This window comes from Providencia sp. SP181 (genome assembly GCF_050446505.1).
Classification (GTDB): domain Bacteria; phylum Pseudomonadota; class Gammaproteobacteria; order Enterobacterales; family Enterobacteriaceae; genus Providencia; species Providencia vermicola.
In genome coordinates, this window is sequence record NZ_JBBPXM010000006.1 from 41,480 (window position 1) to 60,280 (window position 18,801).

General features: G+C 41.7%; 14 protein-coding genes. 8 read left to right on the forward strand and 6 right to left on the reverse strand.

All coding sequences use genetic code 11. The features are described 5' to 3' along the window. Positions 1-262 precede the first annotated feature (262 nt). Together AABS66_RS11730 and leuO are read right to left on the reverse strand one after the other, a co-directional pair. Complete coding sequence (locus tag AABS66_RS11730) at positions 263-2,095, reverse strand: AMP-dependent synthetase/ligase (protein ID WP_430224941.1); 1,833 nt, start codon at positions 2,093-2,095, stop codon at positions 263-265. Between the two features lie 244 nt (positions 2,096-2,339). After that, positions 2,340-3,308 carry a transcriptional regulator LeuO gene (leuO, locus tag AABS66_RS11735; RefSeq protein ID WP_430224942.1) on the reverse strand — a complete coding sequence of 323 codons (969 nt, stop codon included), beginning with the start codon at positions 3,306-3,308 and terminating at the stop codon, positions 2,340-2,342. A gap of 914 nt (positions 3,309-4,222) precedes the next feature. On the opposite strand from leuO, the gene leuA reads away from it, so the two are divergent. The 7 genes from leuA to AABS66_RS11770 all read left to right on the forward strand — a co-directional run bounded on the left by leuA (position 4,223) and on the right by AABS66_RS11770 (position 13,191). Further along, positions 4,223-5,800, forward strand: a complete 1,578-nt coding sequence (gene leuA / locus AABS66_RS11740; RefSeq protein WP_206082714.1) for a 2-isopropylmalate synthase — start codon at positions 4,223-4,225, stop codon at positions 5,798-5,800. Between the two features lie 2 nt (positions 5,801-5,802). After that, positions 5,803-6,891 (forward strand): 3-isopropylmalate dehydrogenase, encoded by a 1,089-nt coding sequence (gene leuB / locus AABS66_RS11745; RefSeq protein WP_206082715.1) that lies wholly within the window; start codon positions 5,803-5,805, stop codon positions 6,889-6,891. Between the two features lie 2 nt (positions 6,892-6,893). After that, the gene (leuC, locus tag AABS66_RS11750) at positions 6,894-8,297 is read left to right on the forward strand and encodes a 3-isopropylmalate dehydratase large subunit (protein WP_272539108.1); all 1,404 of its coding nucleotides are present in this window, start codon (positions 6,894-6,896) and stop codon (positions 8,295-8,297) included. An 11-nt stretch (positions 8,298-8,308) separates the two neighbouring features. Continuing rightward, positions 8,309-8,911, forward strand: a complete 603-nt coding sequence (leuD, locus tag AABS66_RS11755) for a 3-isopropylmalate dehydratase small subunit (RefSeq protein WP_206082717.1) — start codon at positions 8,309-8,311, stop codon at positions 8,909-8,911. A 549-nt stretch (positions 8,912-9,460) separates the two neighbouring features. Beyond that, a complete protein-coding gene (sgrR, locus tag AABS66_RS11760; protein WP_272539107.1) occupies positions 9,461-11,140 on the forward strand; it encodes an HTH-type transcriptional regulator SgrR in 1,680 nt (559 codons plus the stop codon). A 564-nt stretch (positions 11,141-11,704) separates the two neighbouring features. Beyond that, entirely contained in the window at positions 11,705-12,388 is a 684-nt protein-coding gene (mutH, locus tag AABS66_RS11765; RefSeq protein WP_206082719.1) for a DNA mismatch repair endonuclease MutH, read from the forward strand. A 71-nt stretch (positions 12,389-12,459) separates the two neighbouring features. Then, on the forward strand, positions 12,460-13,191 hold the full coding sequence (locus AABS66_RS11770; RefSeq protein ID WP_206082720.1) for a TerC family protein: 732 nt from the start codon (positions 12,460-12,462) through the stop codon (positions 13,189-13,191). On the opposite strand, the gene AABS66_RS11775 is transcribed toward AABS66_RS11770, so the two are convergent. Next, entirely contained in the window at positions 13,188-13,436 is a 249-nt protein-coding gene (locus AABS66_RS11775) for a helix-hairpin-helix domain-containing protein (RefSeq protein WP_206082721.1), read from the reverse strand. The genes AABS66_RS11770 and AABS66_RS11775 overlap by 4 nt on opposite strands. A 151-nt stretch (positions 13,437-13,587) precedes the next feature. Here AABS66_RS11775 and AABS66_RS11780 point away from each other — a divergent pair, with 151 nt between their 5' ends. Beyond that, entirely contained in the window at positions 13,588-14,463 is an 876-nt protein-coding gene (locus AABS66_RS11780; protein ID WP_206082722.1) for an alpha/beta fold hydrolase, read from the forward strand. 65 nt (positions 14,464-14,528) lie between these two features. Here AABS66_RS11780 and AABS66_RS11785 read toward each other — a convergent pair whose 3' ends face one another. From AABS66_RS11785 to speA, 3 genes are all read right to left on the reverse strand, one after another. Further along, positions 14,529-15,308, reverse strand: a complete 780-nt coding sequence (locus AABS66_RS11785) for an acetoin reductase (RefSeq protein WP_102137372.1) — start codon at positions 15,306-15,308, stop codon at positions 14,529-14,531. A gap of 337 nt (positions 15,309-15,645) precedes the next feature. Next, the gene (speB, locus tag AABS66_RS11790; RefSeq protein ID WP_206082723.1) at positions 15,646-16,566 is read right to left on the reverse strand and encodes an agmatinase; all 921 of its coding nucleotides are present in this window, start codon (positions 16,564-16,566) and stop codon (positions 15,646-15,648) included. 272 nt (positions 16,567-16,838) lie between these two features. Beyond that, a complete protein-coding gene (speA, locus tag AABS66_RS11795) occupies positions 16,839-18,743 on the reverse strand; it encodes a biosynthetic arginine decarboxylase (RefSeq protein WP_206082724.1) in 1,905 nt (634 codons plus the stop codon). Between the last annotated feature and the right edge of the window lie 58 nt (positions 18,744-18,801).

The following is an 18,801-nucleotide window of genomic DNA, read 5'->3' on the forward strand; positions in this document are numbered from 1 at the left end:
CTCTGGCTGAAACGAAGCAAACATCATTTCAGCACAAAAATAGCAAGTATTTCACATCATCTTAAACATTTATCGTTCACAGAGGGAATAACTGCATATGGAAAAAATGGAAGAAATATTGACTATTTTCCAACCAACTAACGACGTGAAATATTTTGTACTGCAGACAGTAATGAATAAGAAAAAAGAACATGGATGAAATGAATATATAGAAATCAGGCTCACCTACCGAAATAGATAAGCCTGATAATAAAACGCTTAATTACTCTTGATACATAGACTCAATTTCTAATTGATAGCGTTCAGAAATAATCTTACGGCGCAATTTCAACGTTGGCGTTAATTCACCTTTTTCCATTGAAAACGTAGTGGGCAACAAGGTAAAACGCTTAACCTGATGAAAATTCTCTATATTTTTTTGCAGATCTTTTAAACGAGCTTCAAAAAGTGCCACAATATTAGAATCTTTCAGCAACTCAAGGCGATCACGATATTTTAAGTTAATCGAATGCGCGTACTCTTCTAGGCTGTCATAACAAGGAACTATCAATGCAGAAACAAACTTACGTGCATCGGCAATGACGGCAATATGCTCAATAAATTTGTCTTGGCCTAATACCCCTTCAATCATTTGAGGTGCAATATACTTGCCGTTAGACGTTTTCATTAAGTCTTTGAGCCTATCCGTAATATATAAATTACCTTGCTCGTCAATTTTCCCTGCATCACCTGTTTTTAACCAACCGTCGGAGGTAAACGTGTCTAAGGTTTCATTCGGGCGATTGTAGTAACCTTTCATCACGACAGGGCCCTTGACTTGGATCTCATCATCTTTACCGATACGCACTTCAACCGAAGATAATGGTGTACCAATCGAACCTAGTGGATATTTACCTTCTTCCCAACATGAAACCGTCGCGCATGTTTCTGACATACCATAGCCGTATTTAATATCCACGCCTGCGGATAAGAAAAAGGCAATAACATCGTCATCTAAACGCGCTCCTGCGGCGGGCATAAAACGAATGCGCCCCCCTAACCCCTCGCGTATTTTACTTAAAACCAATTTATCCGCTAATGGGAAGATAGCCTGATTGATTAATGATGGTGTGCCGCCTTTTGACAACGCTTTAATGCGACGTTTACCAAGGGAAATTGCCATCTTAAATAGCATTCTACGTGCCCACGACGCTTTCGATACCTTACTTTGCACCGCACTGTAAACTTTTTCATAGAAACGCGGCACTGCACACATCACCGTTGGTTTGACATCAGCTAGCGCTTCTCGCACTAAATTGGTGTCCGTTAAATAGACGTTAAGTGCCCCCACGTGCATGACATAGAAACTCCAAGCGCGCTCAAACACATGAGATAACGGTAAAAAGCTTAACGAAATATCATCGGCGGTGAGTTGTAATCGTTCATCGTGCAGATACAGTTGGGCAGCCATATTGTAATAATCCAACATAACGCCTTTTGGCTCGCCTGTAGTGCCTGATGTATAGATAATCGTAAATAAATCACTGAGGTTATGGGCTGAAATTCGGGCATCCAGCTCCATTTGGTATTCAGGTTGTGCTTGTGCCATAAAAGTCGACAAGTGTAAGGTTGCCACTGAGTTATCAATCAACTCAACACTCTCGTCCATGACGACAATCATTTTTAATTGCGGGCAAAGCGCAGGCAATTGGCACGCAATGTCATATTGCGTTTGTTCACCGACAAACAACACTTTAATGTTGGCATCGTTGATAATATAAGCGGCTTGTTCAACACTGCTGGTCGCATAAAGCGGAACCGTCACTGCTCTAATCTGAAGTGACGCTAAGTCAATCAGTGACCAATTCATGCTGTTATGGGCAAATAACCCAATATTTTCCTGTGTTGAAACATCTAAGGCCAAGAGGTGGCGAGAAATCGCAGAGATGCGCTCCCCCACTTCATTCCATGTTAATGAGCTTTGTTGCCCATTATTCCATTGACTGAAAGCTATCCGGCTCGCTGATTCGTGTGCGTTGATTCTGCTACGTAAGCGATTGACTAAATGGTATGGATATAGATTTTCAGTAATCAAAGTTAATTCCCTATCGGTCATTATTGATATAAGTCACTCGGTATCTTCACAAGAACTTAACCGTTTCATTATTTCAGCTTACAAGTGTTAGCTGAATATCGGCAGTGTATCGACTAATAACGTAGGAGGAAAGTTTTTGTATGTAAATTTTCTGCAAATGTTATGTTTGCCGCAAAACTCATCATAGTATTCTCTAGAATGAGTGAATTAACTTGTCTTGGAGCCAAGAATCCTATAGTTCAAGGCTCCATTCAGAGTATTTACCTTAAGCCGCGACAGCTTGGTCCAAGAGTTCCGCAATCATTTGGCTGAATTGCGATTTCATCCATTGGTGGCCTTTATCCCTTGCAGTTGATTCATGCCATGTCAGATAACAAGGACGAGACTGACTTTCTAAAAGCAACGGTAAAGTACGTAATTTCAGTTGCCCTGTATAATGTTCAACTAACCATTTAGGCGCAATTGCAACTAAATCGGTTTGTGCAACGATATTTAATACACTACTGAGGTCAGTGCCTTGATAACTAATAGTATGGGACAATTCAGTATTGTAATAATAAGGTTTGCTGAATGAACCAATATTGTCCATTGACATGATTGCGTGTCGTTCATTCATTAAATCATACTCTTTAATAGAATTAACAATTCGTGGATGGTTATTCGCTGTAACTAATACCAGTTCATCATTAAATAAAACCTGATGTTGATATTCGGGTTTTTCGAATTGGTTATATCCAATAAAGAAATCTATTTCTTGATATTTTAACTGATGTGCAATGTTATTATCCAAAAATGAATGAATAAACACATTAATATTAGGTGAGGCCATTTTAAATTTTGCAACAATCATAGCAGCCAGGCGAATATCTAAAGGTGAACAAATCGATAAATTAAATATACGGTCGCTATCTTGTGGCTCAAAACCTGCGCCAGGTAATTCATTATGCACTAATTGCAACGCTTGTCTTACAGGCCCAAAAAGCTGTTTTGCCCGCGATGTAGGCTGGATACCACGGCCATAACGAACAAATAGTTCATCGTTAAACATTGACTTTAAACGTGAAACCGCATTACTCACCGCGGGTTGAGACATCCCCAAAACTTGTGCTGCTTTCGTGACATTTTGCATCTGCATAACGACATCAAAAACGGTTAATAAATTTAAATCAACATTACGTAGGTGAATATCGCTGCTTTCTTTTTTACCTGTTGAAATCGTATCAAAATCAGTCATTTTTTACTCCACTAAATATATTTATCATTTTTCATTAACGAAAAGACAAATTCACCTTAAAAATACCGACGAATATATAAACTCGTTAAATATTATTTCTGAAACAACTTATAGATAGTAAGCTATTTCGCTTTCCCTGCATTTATTAAAACGACGTTTCTATTACTTTACTCATTAATTATAATTCACAGAATAGATATCATTATAAAACGCAAACATTCACCAAGGTAATGAGTGATATTTTTGTATTAGAATCACGATTACTCTCAGTAAAAATAATAAAACAATTTCCCGAAGAAATCATAATAAATCGCATTTGGATTCTGTAATTATTCTTATTATCAGATTAATTTTTACTTATTCATTTATTAGACAACTAAGTTAATCAATAGCTATTGATTTTAGTAATTAATTTTATGTGTTTTATCTTTTTTACAAATCATTAAACCCAAAAAAAGCCAACAATAATTTAAAAAACAATAAGTTACATGAATCAAAGACACCAATGAAATTCATTGAAAGAATTTTACCCTAAGTTTAGACTCAAAAAATAGGCAAAAACATCATAGAAATTAGTGAAAATAGTCACATACCCTAACTCAAGGGCTTAATTCACAATTGGTAAAAAACAGTCAGAAATCCATGATTGACATTAACTTTAAGATCACGTATCAATAAATACAGTTTAATTTAGATATTGATGAGAGACAGTTTAAAATGACATTTTCTATTCGCCTACTAAGCCTACTACTACTCGCATTAAATTTGCGCGGTATGCTTATGGACGGAAAATAGAAAGGCACTGTCCACAAACATTAAGAACCCGCGCAACCCGCGGGTTTTTTTATGCCTGCGGCTTTGGAAGAACATAAAACTCAATTTATTAAAACAAAATTCGATATGAGGAACACAATATGAGCAACCAAGTCATTATTTTCGATACCACATTACGTGATGGTGAGCAGGCGTTACAAGCAAGTTTGTCCGTAAAAGAGAAATTACAAATCGCATTCGCATTAGAACGCTTAGGCGTTGATATTATTGAAGCTGGTTTCCCTGTGTCATCACCAGGCGATTTCGAATCAGTTCAAACTATTGCTCGTGAAATTAAAAATAGCCGTATCTGCGCATTGGCTCGTTGTGTTGAAAATGATATCGATGTTGCAGCAGAATCCTTAAAAGTGGCTGAAGCCTTCCGTATCCATATCTTCTTAGCCACCTCCAATTTACATATGGAGAAAAAATTAAATAAGTCGTTTGATGGTGTGATGGATATGGCAATCAACTCTATCAAACGTGCAAGACGCTACACGGATGATGTTGAATTTTCTTGTGAAGATGCAGGACGTACAGACCCTGACAATTTGTGCCGTATTGTTGAAACGGCTATTAATGCAGGTGCAACCACCATTAACATTCCTGATACCGTAGGCTATACAACACCTTATCAATTTGGCGGTATCATTACCGATTTGTATAACCGTGTTCCAAATATTGATAAAGCCATTATTTCAGTTCACTGCCACGATGACTTAGGCATGTCCGTCGCAAACTCTATTAGCGCCGTTCAAGCGGGAGCTCGTCAAGTAGAAGGGACTATTAATGGATTAGGCGAACGCGCTGGAAATACAGCATTAGAAGAAGTCATTATGGCCATTAAATTGCGCGAGCAAATGTTAAATGTCCACACCAATATTAATCACAAAGAAATTTATCGCACTAGCCAATTAGTTAGCCAATTATGCAACACCCCAATCCCAGCCAATAAAGCAGTAGTTGGTAGCAATGCGTTTTCCCACTCCTCAGGTATTCACCAAGATGGCGTATTAAAAAACCGCGAAACTTACGAAATCATGACGCCTGAGTCAATTGGTTTAAAAGCAGAGAAATTAAATTTAACCTCTCGTTCTGGCCGCGCTGCCGTGAAACACCGTATGGAAGAAATGGGCTATCACGAAGGCAAAGACTTCAAATTGGATGAGTTGTACACCGCGTTTTTGAACTTAGCCGATAAAAAAGGTCAAGTGTTTGATTATGACTTAGAAGCCTTGGCTTTCTTTACTAAGCAACAAGATGAAACCGACCACTTTGTGATGGATTATTTCAGTACACAGTCTGGTTCAAGCATTGTGGCTACCGCAACTGTCAAAATGCAGTGTGGCGATGAAGTGAAATCTGAAGCTGCAACAGGCAATGGTCCTGTAGATGCTATCTACCAAGCCTTTAGCAACATCACCAATTACCCAATGAAATTAGTTTCTTATCAGTTATCTGCAAAAGGTCATGGTGAAAACGCATTAGGCCAAGTGGATATCGTGGTGGAATGCCATAACCGTAAGTTCCACGGCATGGGCTTAGCAACAGATATCGTTGAATCCTCAGCAAAAGCGATGGTTCACGTCTTAAACAGCATTTGGCGTTCTGAACAAGTCGAAATCGAAAAACAAAAAATAAACCAAGAATTACAATCAAACACAAAGGAAGCAGTGTAACCATGTCTAGTTATCAAATTGCCGTATTACCGGGAGATGGTATCGGTCCAGAAGTAATGGCACAAGCGCATAAAGTCTTGGATGCAGTGAGCAAACGCTTTGCTATTACGATTAACACTAAAGAATATGATGTCGGTGGTGCGGCCATCGATAATCATGGCGAGCCACTGCCACAAGCGACGGTAAAAGGTTGTGAAGAAGCTGATGCGGTGTTGTTTGGCTCAGTTGGCGGCCCAAAATGGGAACATTTGCCACCCGATAGCCAACCAGAACGAGGGGCATTATTACCATTACGTAAGCATTTCAAATTATTCAGCAACCTGCGTCCAGCGCGCTTATACCAGGCCTTAGAGGCATTTTGCCCGTTACGTGCAGATATCGCTGCACAAGGCTTTGATATTCTGTGTGTTCGTGAATTAACAGGCGGTATTTACTTTGGCCAGCCGAAAGGCCGCAAAGGCGAAGGTAGTGAAGAATATGCGTTTGATACCGAAGTGTATCATCGTTACGAAATCGAGCGTATTGCACGTATCGCGTTTGAATCTGCGCGTAAACGTACACATAAAGTGACGTCAATCGATAAAGCAAACGTATTGCAAAGCTCTGTATTATGGCGTGAGGTTGTCAACCAAATCGCCAAAGAATACCCAGATGTAGAAGTTAATCATATGTATATCGATAATGCCGCGATGCAAATGATTAAAGCACCATCGCAGTTTGATGTAGTTTTATGTTCTAACTTATTTGGCGACATTATCTCTGATGAGTGTGCAATGATCACAGGCTCAATGGGCATGTTGCCATCGGCGAGCTTAAATGCAGACGGTTTTGGTTTATATGAACCTGCAGGCGGTTCAGCACCTGATATCGCAGGTAAAAACATTGCAAACCCAATTGCCCAAATTTTATCTGCCTCAATGTTATTACGCTTTAGCTTAAACCAAGCCGATGCTGCTGATGCAATAGAGCGCGCAGTTAACAAAGCATTAGAAGATGGCCACAGAACATCCGATTTAGCGGGTGCGGGCAAATCAATCAGTACCAGTGAAATGGGCGATGTTATTGCTCGTTATATTGCACAAGGGGTTTAATCATGGCCAAAACTTTATATCAAAAATTATATGATGCTCACGTGGTACGTGAAGTCGAAGACGAAATCCCTTTGATTTATATCGACCGTCATTTGGTACACGAAGTCACTTCTCCACAAGCATTTGATGGGTTAAGAACCAAAAACCGTCCATTGCATCAACCAAGTAAAACGTTTGCTACGATGGATCATAACGTATCCACCCAAACCAAAGACATCAATGCTTGCGGTGATATGGCGCGTATTCAAATGCAAGAACTGATGAAAAACTGCAAAGAGTTTGGTGTCACCCTGTATGATTTGAACCACCCATACCAAGGGATAGTTCATGTAATGGGGCCAGAACAAGGGATCACCTTACCAGGTATGACGATTGTGTGTGGGGACTCACATACCGCAACCCATGGCGCTTTCGGTGCATTAGCGTTTGGTATCGGTACGTCAGAAGTTGAGCATGTTATGGCGACCCAGACACTGAAACAAGCTCGTGCAAAAACCATGAAAATTGAAGTGGTCGGCAAGGCGCCTGCAGGCATTACAGCAAAAGATATCGTTTTGGCGATCATTGGTACAACAGGCAGCGCAGGTGGTACAGGCTATATTGTTGAATTTTGTGGTGAAGCCATTGAAAACCTGAGTATGGAAGGTCGCATGACGGTTTGTAATATGGCCATCGAATTGGGTGCAAAAGCAGGTATTATCGCCCCAGATGCGACAACATTTGATTACATGAAAGGCCGTCAGTTTGCACCAAAAGGCCAGCAATGGGATGACGCCGTTGCTTATTGGAAGACCTTAAAAACGGATGATGATGCTAAATTTGATAAAGTCATCACCATTCAAGCTAGCAGTATTGCACCACAAGTGACTTGGGGAACCAATCCAGGACAAGTGATTGCAATCAACCAACCGATCCCTGCACCAGAGTCTTTTGCGGATCCTGTTGAGCGCGCATCTGCTGAAAAAGCGTTAGCTTATATGGGGTTACAATCAGGTATTAAGTTATCTGATGTCAAGATCGATAAAGTGTTTATCGGTTCATGTACTAACTCACGTATTGAAGATTTACGTGCAGCCGCAGCAATTGCTAAAGGCAAAAAAGTGGCTGATGGCGTACAAGCTATTGTGGTTCCAGGATCGGGGCCTGTAAAAGCCCAAGCAGAACAAGAAGGTTTGGATAAAATTTTTATTGATGCAGGCTTTGAATGGCGGTTACCTGGCTGCTCCATGTGCTTAGCCATGAACAATGACCGCTTAAACCCAGGTGAACGTTGCGCGTCCACCAGTAACCGTAACTTTGAAGGTCGCCAAGGCCGAGCAGGTCGCACCCATTTAGTCAGCCCTGCAATGGCAGCTGCGGCGGCGATTAATGGTCATTTCGCTGATGTTCGCGATATTCAGATTTAAAGGAGAGAAAAATGGACAAGTTAATCACCCATGTGGGCATTGTTGCTCCTTTAGACGCCGCGAATGTGGACACTGACGCGATTATTCCAAAGCAATTTTTACAAAAAGTCACCCGCACAGGTTTTGGTCAACATTTATTTAATGACTGGCGTTTTTTAGATGAGAATGGTCAGCAGCCTAACCCTGATTTTGTACTGAATAAACCTGTTTTCAAAGGGGCGAGTATTTTGTTAGCCCGCGAAAACTTTGGCTGCGGATCGTCTCGTGAACACGCCCCATGGGCACTGACGGATTTTGGTATCCAAGTGGTTATTGCACCAAGCTTTGCAGATATTTTTTACGGCAACTCATTCAATAACCAACTGTTGCCAATCAAATTAAGCGAGCAAGAAGTGGATGAGATGTTTAACTACGTCAACAGCCACGAAGGTTGCCAGTTTACCGTTGATTTAGAAGCACAAACGGTCACTGCAGGGGATAAAACCTATCATTTTGATATTGATAGTTTCCGCCGTCATTGCATGATGAATGGGTTAGATAGCATTGGTTTGACATTGCAACATGTCGACCAAATAAAGAATTATGAGCAACAAATCCCAACCTTTATGAACTAAGATACTCGTCAGATTTCACATGGCGTGGGTGTTAGCATCGCTCGGCTACTCGGGTCACATACATATGTATGCTCCCCGAGGTATCCTTGCTTGCTGCCTACACGCCATATGAGCTATCTAGAGTATCCCCATTTTCAAACTTTCACGCACTCAAATGCGGAACTCTTTGTTCTTTACACTTCTCCCCCTCAAAGATCACTTCCCCATTAGTTTCTTCCTGTATAATTATTTAAACGAAATGCCATGATTAACGATTAACGATTTTTTCTAAATAGTTCACGTTATGGCAAGGCGGCAAGAGAGGATATCCCTAGGAGCATACACTAGTATGTGACTAGGGTGTCCGAACGAAGCCAACACAGCCATAACGTGAAATATGACGAAAAAATAAAAAAAAGCCGGTAAAAACCGGCTTGGTGACAGACACCATTACTCTAAATGGGGGAGTCGGCTTGCAATTGCAAGCCAAACGAGCTACTTACTGCCACCTATTATCCGCAGATATTAGGAAATTAAAATTGATGCAATTTTTGCCGGAGTTCCTCTTTTATGTCTAATACACGCTTACAAACACAATTCGTTCGCCTCTGGCAACATTTTCAAGGGCACGATAGTGAAACCACGTTGCAAGATATTGCTGATATCTTGTTCTGTTCGCGCCGTCATGTACGAACGTTATTAAATAACATGCAAGGCCATGGTTGGTTAAGTTGGCAAGCGGAATCTGGTCGAGGCAAGCGTTCTACACTTATTTTCCATGTGAATGGGTTAGAACTCCAGCAAGCCCAAGCAGAACAACTGCTTAAAGAGGAAAGCATTGAAAAACTCGTGGCGTTAGTGGGTGATAAAGAAACTATCCGACAAATGGTGCTTTCCGAATTAGAGCGTAGCTATCGGCAAGGAAAAAATCTCTTACGCATTATTTATTACCGTGATTTCCCCAATTTATTGCCGGGAGCCCCCATGCGCCGCTCCGAAATTCATTTAATGAGCCAAATTTTTAATGGGTTAACCCATATAAATGAGGAAAAAGGGGAAGTAGAAGACGGGCTAGCCCACCACTGGCAGGACATCAGTGACACCCATTGGCGTTTCTATTTACGCCCTGCTATCTATTTCCATCATGGGCGGGAAATGCTTGCGGAAGATATTATTCACTCATTATTACGTTTAAAACAGTGCTGGCCGCTATTTTCCCATATTCAATCTGTGAGTTCACCACAGCCTTATGTCATTGATATTCAGTTAAATCAGCCTGATAAACAACTGCCTTGGTTGTTAGGTAGTCACCATGCGGCTATTTTACCTAAAGAATGGGAAAGCCTAGAAAACTTTAACCGCTACCCTATTGGCACTGGCCCCTACCAAGTTGATAAAAACCTGCCTCAAAAGCTGACCATTACCGCCTTTGACCGCTACTTTGGTTATCGCGCGCTCTTGGATGAGGTCACCATTTGGGTTGTACCTGAACTTTCAGAACAAATGGTGTGTACCACTCTAAAAATGGATGGTGATAAACACCATAATGATTCCTTAGAAAGCCGTATGGAAGAAGGTTGTTATTTTTTATTGATGGATCAACGCTCTGAGTTATCACAGCGGGAAGACGTTCGCAAATGGCTATGCAGCTTTCTCACGCCTGTCAACCTACTTGCTCATTGTGAACCTTTTTACCAGCGCCATTGGGCACCTGCTTATGGTTTATTGCTGCACTGGCATCACAGCAAAATGCTAACGTTATTTCCCAAACCTGACGACCTCACAGAGCTAACGGTCACATTTTACCATCACCACCACGAGTTCTATGCAATCAGCCAAATTATGAAGCGAGTGTTGCATGAACAAGGAGTCGAGTTAAAAATCAACATTGTTGACTATGATGACTGGTTTAACGGCAATTCCCAAAGTGATATTTGGCTAGCCACCGCCAATTTCTTTAAACCCCTTGAGTTTTCTATCTTTGCCACCTTGTATGAAATGCCACTATTACGTCAGTGCCTTGGTGATAGCCTCGATACGCAATTAAATCAATGGCGAAATAATACTTTTGATGTCGAAGCGTGGTGTGAAAGCTTAATTGACTCACAAATCTTTCATCCTATATTTCACCACTGGCTTGAGTTGCAAGGTCAACGCACTATGCGCGGCGTTAGGATGAATACCTTTGGTTGGTTTGATTTTAAATCCGCATGGTTTAAGCCTTCTGAGGATAACCTGTCTAATTTATGATAGTTATAAACAGCCAAAGTGAATAATAAGGATGTTATTCACTTTTTCTGTGGATATCCATGTGAACAACCCTATAGCAATCAGGGTATATCCCCAAATCAGGTTTTTATCAAAAATAATTAAAATCTAATAAACTTTGATAAATCAACGAAATAAAGCCCCAAAAAACACGTTATCCACTGGTTAATTTTTTCACTAAAAAGCTTAGGACTTTAACTGAACAAATATCAAACAACGTCGTATTTATCCACAACTAATGTGTTTAACTTACTCTATTTTTGTGATGAACGTCATAAAACCCCATTCGTCAAGGCTGTAAATACACACAGTAATCACTGTTTTACACAGTTATCCAGAAAACCTGTGGATAACCTAGTGTATGATCCTGTGATTATCTTGGGATGAACATGAATAACCCGATAAACAAAATTTAATACCGTTGGATAAAAAGCATTAACTACATATATATCATGCAGTTAAAAATAGTCATGAAAAAGTGTTATACTCTCTTAGTTATTTGAATTATTTTTGACTGTTTTTTATACATTTAATTTTTAGAGCACTATGTCATTTACGCCACCACAACCGCCAGATAACGAAGCTACCTTAATGAGTCGGGCTCAAGCGCTTGCCGGCTATACTTTAGGTGAACTCGCCCAAATTGCCAGTGTCCCTATCCCCCCCGATCTAAAACGTGATAAAGGCTGGGTAGGCATGCTACTTGAATATTATTTAGGGGCGAGTGCAGGTAGTAAGGCGGAGCAAGATTTTGCCCACATTGGCGTTGAGCTCAAAACTATCCCTATCGACCGCCATGGTGTTCCTCTCGAAACGACCTTTGTCTCCGTTGCCCCTTTAACAGGGAACAGCGGTTTAACATGGGAAAATAGCCATGTACGGCGTAAACTATCGCGTATACTGTGGTTTCCTATTGAAGGTGAACGCCAAATTCCCTTAGCGGAACGTCGGGTCGCTAACCCAGTAATTTGGAGCCCATCCCCGCTTGAGGAACAGTTACTACGGCAAGATTGGGAAGAATTAATGGATTTGATTGTGTTGGGAAAAGTCGAAACAATTACGGCACGCCATGGGCAAGTTCTACAAATCCGCCCAAAAGCGGCAAACAATAAGGCTCTGACAGAAGCCATTGGCGAGTTTGGCCAACCCATTATGACGCTTCCTCGCGGTTTCTACCTTAAAAAAGATTTTACCGCCCCACTGTTAGCTCGGCATTTTAATCTCACTTAATCAACAAGGTGTCGCCTGTACCAAAGCAGACGATAAACATTTATCCCTGTTTCATAATAAAAGGTACACAGATGTTTGAATGGATACTCGACCCCAATGCTTGGATGGCACTTGCCACTCTAACCATTTTGGAAATAGTTTTAGGTATCGATAATATTATTTTTTTGAGTATCGTAGTGAGTAAGCTCCCCGCTCACCAACAAAATAGTGCCCGGCGTACAGGGCTAATTGCAGCGATGGTCATGCGCCTTGCCTTATTAGCCTCAATTGCCTGGTTATCACGCCTCACAACCCCGTTATTCACCATTGCAGACCATGTCGTTTCCGCTCGAGATATCATTTTATGTGCAGGGGGAATTTTCCTGATATGGAAAGCCAGCCAAGAAATTTTTGAAACTATTGAAGGAGAGGATGAAAACAATCTTGCGCAGCGGCAAGTGCATTCATTTTGGGGCGCTATTGTACAAATTGCCCTGTTAGATATTATTTTTAGCCTCGATTCCGTTATCACCGCCGTTGGGCTTTCTGATCACCTGTTTATTATGATGGCCGCAGTGATTATTGCAGTGCTTATCATGATGTTAGCCGCAAAAAGTATTGGTGACTTTGTCGAACGCTACCCATCCGTTAAAATTCTCGCGCTCTCTTTTTTAATTTTAGTCGGCTTTACACTGATACTCGAAAGCGTACAAGTTCATGTTGCTAAAGGGTATATCTATTTTGCAATGTTCTTTTCCATGACCGTTCAAATGCTCAATATTCTGCGCAGCAAAAAATGGAAAATGAAACACAAAGTAAATTAACGCCCTAATTCAAGCGCTTGCTTTGCAGCTAAGATAGCCCCTTCAACTGCTTTCTTAGCTTGTGGGCTATTTTTCCAGCAACTTGAACCTGTAAGTGCAGCACCAGCAATTAAAATTTCATCATAAGATGCTTCACTAAGCTGAGCCAATGATGAAAACCCCATCTGTTCCAAACGGCTGATCACCATCGGGCCAACCCCTTTCACTGCCAATAAAACCTGCTTTTCTGACGCCGAAAATGCCATGAACACCTCTTTTCGTTAATTATTCAGCTAATATTTTGCAATTTACCTCTTTAATACTTTAAAATTGCAACCATAACAATGCCAGTTTGAATAATTATTAACTGAACCATCTTATCACCCAATCTTTCTTTGCCTGTTTTAGGAATTTACCATGTACAATGTGCCGTTGATTAACCCACGCCAACACTTCATGACGCTCTCTGATGGCCGTCAACTTTGCTGGTTTGAATCAGGGCCCAAAACAGGTTTTCCTGTGATTTTTTGTACTGGTGCAGGAATGAGTGGCAACCTTGGCTTTGGCTTAGATTTGCTGGAAAAATACAACATTCGCTTAATTGTGCCAGAACGTGCTGGCCTCGGTGATTCCACTTTTCACGCCAAAAAATCATTAAAAAGCTTTGCATTCGATATTCAAGCACTACTTGATAACCTAGCAATTAACCAATTTTCGGTACTGGGTTTTTCCCAAGGTGGTGTTTTCGCGATGGCAGTTGCCCATTATTGCCAGCCTGTTTCCCTTTCGATTGTGTCTGGGCAAGACCAATTCGAATACCCTGCGACTCGCGCTAAATTAACCGCTGACGTAGTGAATATGCAGGAACAAGCACTGAATACACCTGAGAACTTATCCGACTGGTTACAGAAAAATGTCACTGGCGAATGGTTACTAGCATTTATCCTCAATTGCAGTGCAGAAATCGACCAACAGTTATACAATGAAGCACATTTTTTAGAGGCCTATACCGATTGTATACGCCGTGCTTTTTCTCAAGGCAATCAAGGCTATGTGCAGGATTTATTGCTTTCCCTGCAGAACTGGGAGTTCACCCCTGAAGACATCACCTGCCCAACCTCATTATGGTATGGTGAATTGGATATGAGCACCGTGCATTCCCCTGATTTTGGCGATGTTTTGGCCGACCGTTTTTTCAACTGTAGCCATCATTTATACACACAAGAAGGCGGTTCCTTGCTTTGGACACAAGCCGACGCTATTTTAACTGACCTGCAAAACCACGCCGCATAACATAAAAAGCCGCGGTGAATAATTCACAGCGGCTATCATTGCCATCCTAATATTACCACCTTCTATTAACGGTAAACGATCCCGCCATCCGTCAGGATAGATTGTCCTGTAATATAGTCAGAGTCATCGCTTGCTAAGAACGCCACTAAGCCCGCGACATCATCAGGAGTTTGAGCACGGCCTAATGCGATACCTTCAACATATTTTTTGTAAGTCTCACCTTTTGGCGCGCCTGTAATTTCAGCAAAGCGCTCATCGATTTCCACCCACATGTCTGTCCCAACAATACCTGGGCAATATGCATTTACAGTAATACCTGAACTTGCGTACTCTTTCGCCGCCGCTTGTGTTAAAGCACGCACCGCAAATTTGGTTGCTGAATATACACCTAACATAGCGAAACCGTCATGGCCAGCAATAGAAGAGGCATTAATGATTTTCCCTTTGTGCTTACGCTCTTGGAATTTCTCACTGGCAGCTTGAATACCCCACATAGTGCCATCTACGTTGATTTTGAAGATTAAATCCATATCTTCTTGGCGAACATCAGCGATTGGCTTAACTTGCGCAATCCCTGCGTTGTTGATCATCACATCAAAACCACCTAGCTCAGCTTCTGCATGAGCAACCGCTGCAAACACTTGGTCACGCTGGCTAATATCCGCAGCAAACGTCGTGACTTTACGACCTAATGCTTCAATTTCTTTAGCCACATCTTGCAGTTTGTCTTTTTTCAAATCAACCAGTGCAATGTCCGCACCTTCTTTTGCTAAACGCAGTGCAATACCACGACCAATTCCCTGTGCCGCTCCGGTCACTAAAATAACTTTGTTATTTAAAGCCATACTGTTCTCCTACTTATTCATAGCCAAAATGACTAGTCCACCATGACTTATAAGTTAACAATAATAACAATAAGTTACAAAGAAATGATTTTAATCTACCATTTGGAACTTATAAAAAACATTTCACTATCTGATAGCGCTATTTATTTTACTCACCAACGAAAAGTACACAAATTCGTAAATTAGCAGGTATTCGTTAATAAAAATCATTCTCAAACAAGTGAGCAAAAAGTGCGAAACTCCACTATTTAATACACGATTGTTGAATATACCAACATAAAAAAGCCACCAATTTGGTGGCTTCATGATAGCTAACTATATCGCTATAAGCGGATAATTATTTTTTAGACGCTTGAATATACAGCATTTCTAAAGCAATCGATGCCGCGGCTAATGCGGTGATTTCAGATTGGTCATAAGCGGGAGCCACTTCCACTAAATCCATCCCAACGATATTTAATGGCTGTAAACCACGCAGTAATTTCAGTGCACGGTCTGACGTTAAACCGCCAACGACTGGTGTGCCTGTGCCTGGTGCAAACGCAGGGTCAAGGCAGTCAATGTCAAAGGTTAGATACACTGGCATGTCACCCACGATCTCTTTAATTTGCGCAACCATCTCGTCCACACCGCGGTCATTCACTTGCCCTGCATCGAGTACAGTGAAACCGTTGTCGCTATCGTGCTCAGTACGGATACCAATTTGCACTGAGCGCGTTGGGTCAATCAAACCTTCTTTTGGTGCATGATAGAACATGGTGCCATGGTCATATTGACTACCATTGCCGTAAGTGTCAGTGTGAGCATCAAAATGCACTAGCGCCATTTTGCCGAAGTGTTTTGCATGTGCACGTAACAGTGGCAGCGTGACAAAGTGGTCACCTCCAAAGGTTAAGCAACGTTTGCCTGACTCTAACAGTTTTTCAGTATGTGCTTGCAGTTTATCGCACATGTCTTGTGCATCACCAAAAGCAAACACGACATCGCCGCAATCTACCACGTTTAAACGTTCTGTCAGTTTGAAGTTCCACGGCCAACGATGGCTTTCCCATGCTAGGTTAGTAGATACTTGACGGATTGCCGCAGGCCCATGACGGCTACCTGCACGGCCAGAGGTTGCCATATCAAATGGCACACCTGTAATAACCCACTCAGCGTCTGAGCTATATGGTTGAAAATTCAGTGGGAAACGTAAAAAACCAAATGCGTTAGAAACCAGTGAATTATCAACTTGATTACCTAAAGTACTATTAATCATTTTTTATTCCTCAAAATAGACCCGCCTATTAGCAAGCCCCTTTAATATTTGGTTCGAATGGTTTTTACCTAATCAACTTCGCACAGTATAAATAACAAGTCATGTTATGCGCATAAAGTTATTATCTATTCACCTTCTTGATGCGCTAAATAGTTCGCGTTGTGGCTAGGCGGCAAGAGAGGATATCTCGGGGAGCATACAAGAGTATGTGACCCGAGTAGCCGAGTGCAGCCAACACCGCCACAGCACGAAATATGACGAGCATTAAGTATTTATTCGTCTTCGAGATAAGTATAACCATACAACCCATTTTCGAATTCTGCCACAAAGTCTTTTTGCAGCTGCTCGCTCAGCCCCGTACCTTTGACTTGCTCTGTAAAACTGTCTAACAGTACCTCTGGCACCAGTTTGACGTATTGCAGCATATCTGCCACTGAGTCGCCTTCTTCACTTTGTAGGTAACGAATATTACCTTGGCTATCGACCCACACATCAATTGCTGCAGTATCTCCGAATAGGTTATGCATGTTGCCTAAGATTTCTTGATAGGCACCTATCATAAAGAAACCAATCATTGGTGGGTTTTCTGGATCATATGCTGGCATTGGCATGGTGGTTTCGACACCATCACCATCAACGTAATGGTCGATGATCCCATCAGAGTCACACGTGATATCTAAGAGCACCGCACGACGGTCTAACGGTTTATCTAAGCCTTCAATCGGTAACACAGGGAAAACTTGGTCAATCCCCCATGAATCTGGCAGAGATTGGAATAATGAGAAATTTACATAGAACTTATCTGCCATGCGCTCTTGCAGCTCGTCGATGATTGGACGGTGAGCGCGGTTGCTTGGGTCTAAGTCTTGCTGGATGCGACGGCAAATATTGAGGTATAGCTCTTCTGCCCATGCGCGTTGAGTTAAATCAAGTACGCCATGAGCATACTGGGTATGGGCTTCTTGCAAGTCGAACTGGCTATCATGCAACCATTCACGTAGCGAACGACTATTGCCTTGGTGTTGCATGGACTCCCATGTTTCCCACAGTGATACCAAAGAGCGTGGTGCGTCTTCATCTGGCGGTGAGGTTTTGGTAAATTCGTTACGCTCAACACCGATAACATTCGAGACCAACACAGTATGGTGCGCTGTCAATGCACGACCTGATTCCGTAATGACGGTTGGATGTGGAAGGTCAAATTCTTCACACGCATCGCCAATTGCCCAAATCACATTATTCGCGTACTCGTTCAAGCCATAGTTAACTGAACAATCGGACTGCGAACGTGTTCCTTCATAGTCAACGCCTAAACCGCCACCCACATCAAAGCATTGAATATTGACACCTAAACGATGTAACTCCACATAAAAACGTGCAGATTCACGAACCCCTGTCGCGATATCGCGAATATTGGCCATTTGTGAGCCTAAATGGAAATGCAGTAATTGCAGGCTATCTAAGCGATTTGCATTACGTAAAATTTCCACCAATTGCAGAACCTGCGTAGCCGCCAAACCAAATTTTGATTTCTCGCCGCCACTGGCTTGCCATTTGCCTGATCCTTGAGAGGCTAAACGTGCACGCACACCTAAACGAGGCGTCACATTCAAGCTTTCCGCTTCTTTTAACACCATCTCAATTTCAGACATTTTTTCGATCACAAGATAAACCTTATGACCCAATTTTTCCCCGATTAACGCTAAGCGAATATATTCACGGTCTTTATAACCATTACAGACGATGACGGTTTGTGTTTTGCCTGCGTTGGCGAGTACCGCCATAAGTTCCGCTTTCGAACCTGCCTCAAGCCCTAATGGTTCTCCTGAATTAACCAATGACTCAATCACGCGGCGCTGCTGATTTACCTTAATTGGATAAACCAAAAAATAGTCGCCTTTATAGCCATAGGATTCACGAGCACGTCTAAATGCGGCATTAATTGAACGCAAACGGTGCTGTAAGATTTGAGGAAAACAGAACAATGCAGGCAAGCGCAAATGCTCTTGTTCTTCTTTGACTTGGTTAACTAATTCAGCAAGATCAACAAAAGTGTCAGGGTTTTCAGGGTTTGGGCAAACACAGACATTTCCGCGCTCATTCACCTGATAGTAACCACCGCCCCAATACGCAATGTTATAGGTCTGGCGCATTTTGCGTGCGATATTATCATTCATAATAAACTCCTGTATGGAGGGGTGAGTGGCGCGCTCTCATTCCTGATATATGTCAGTA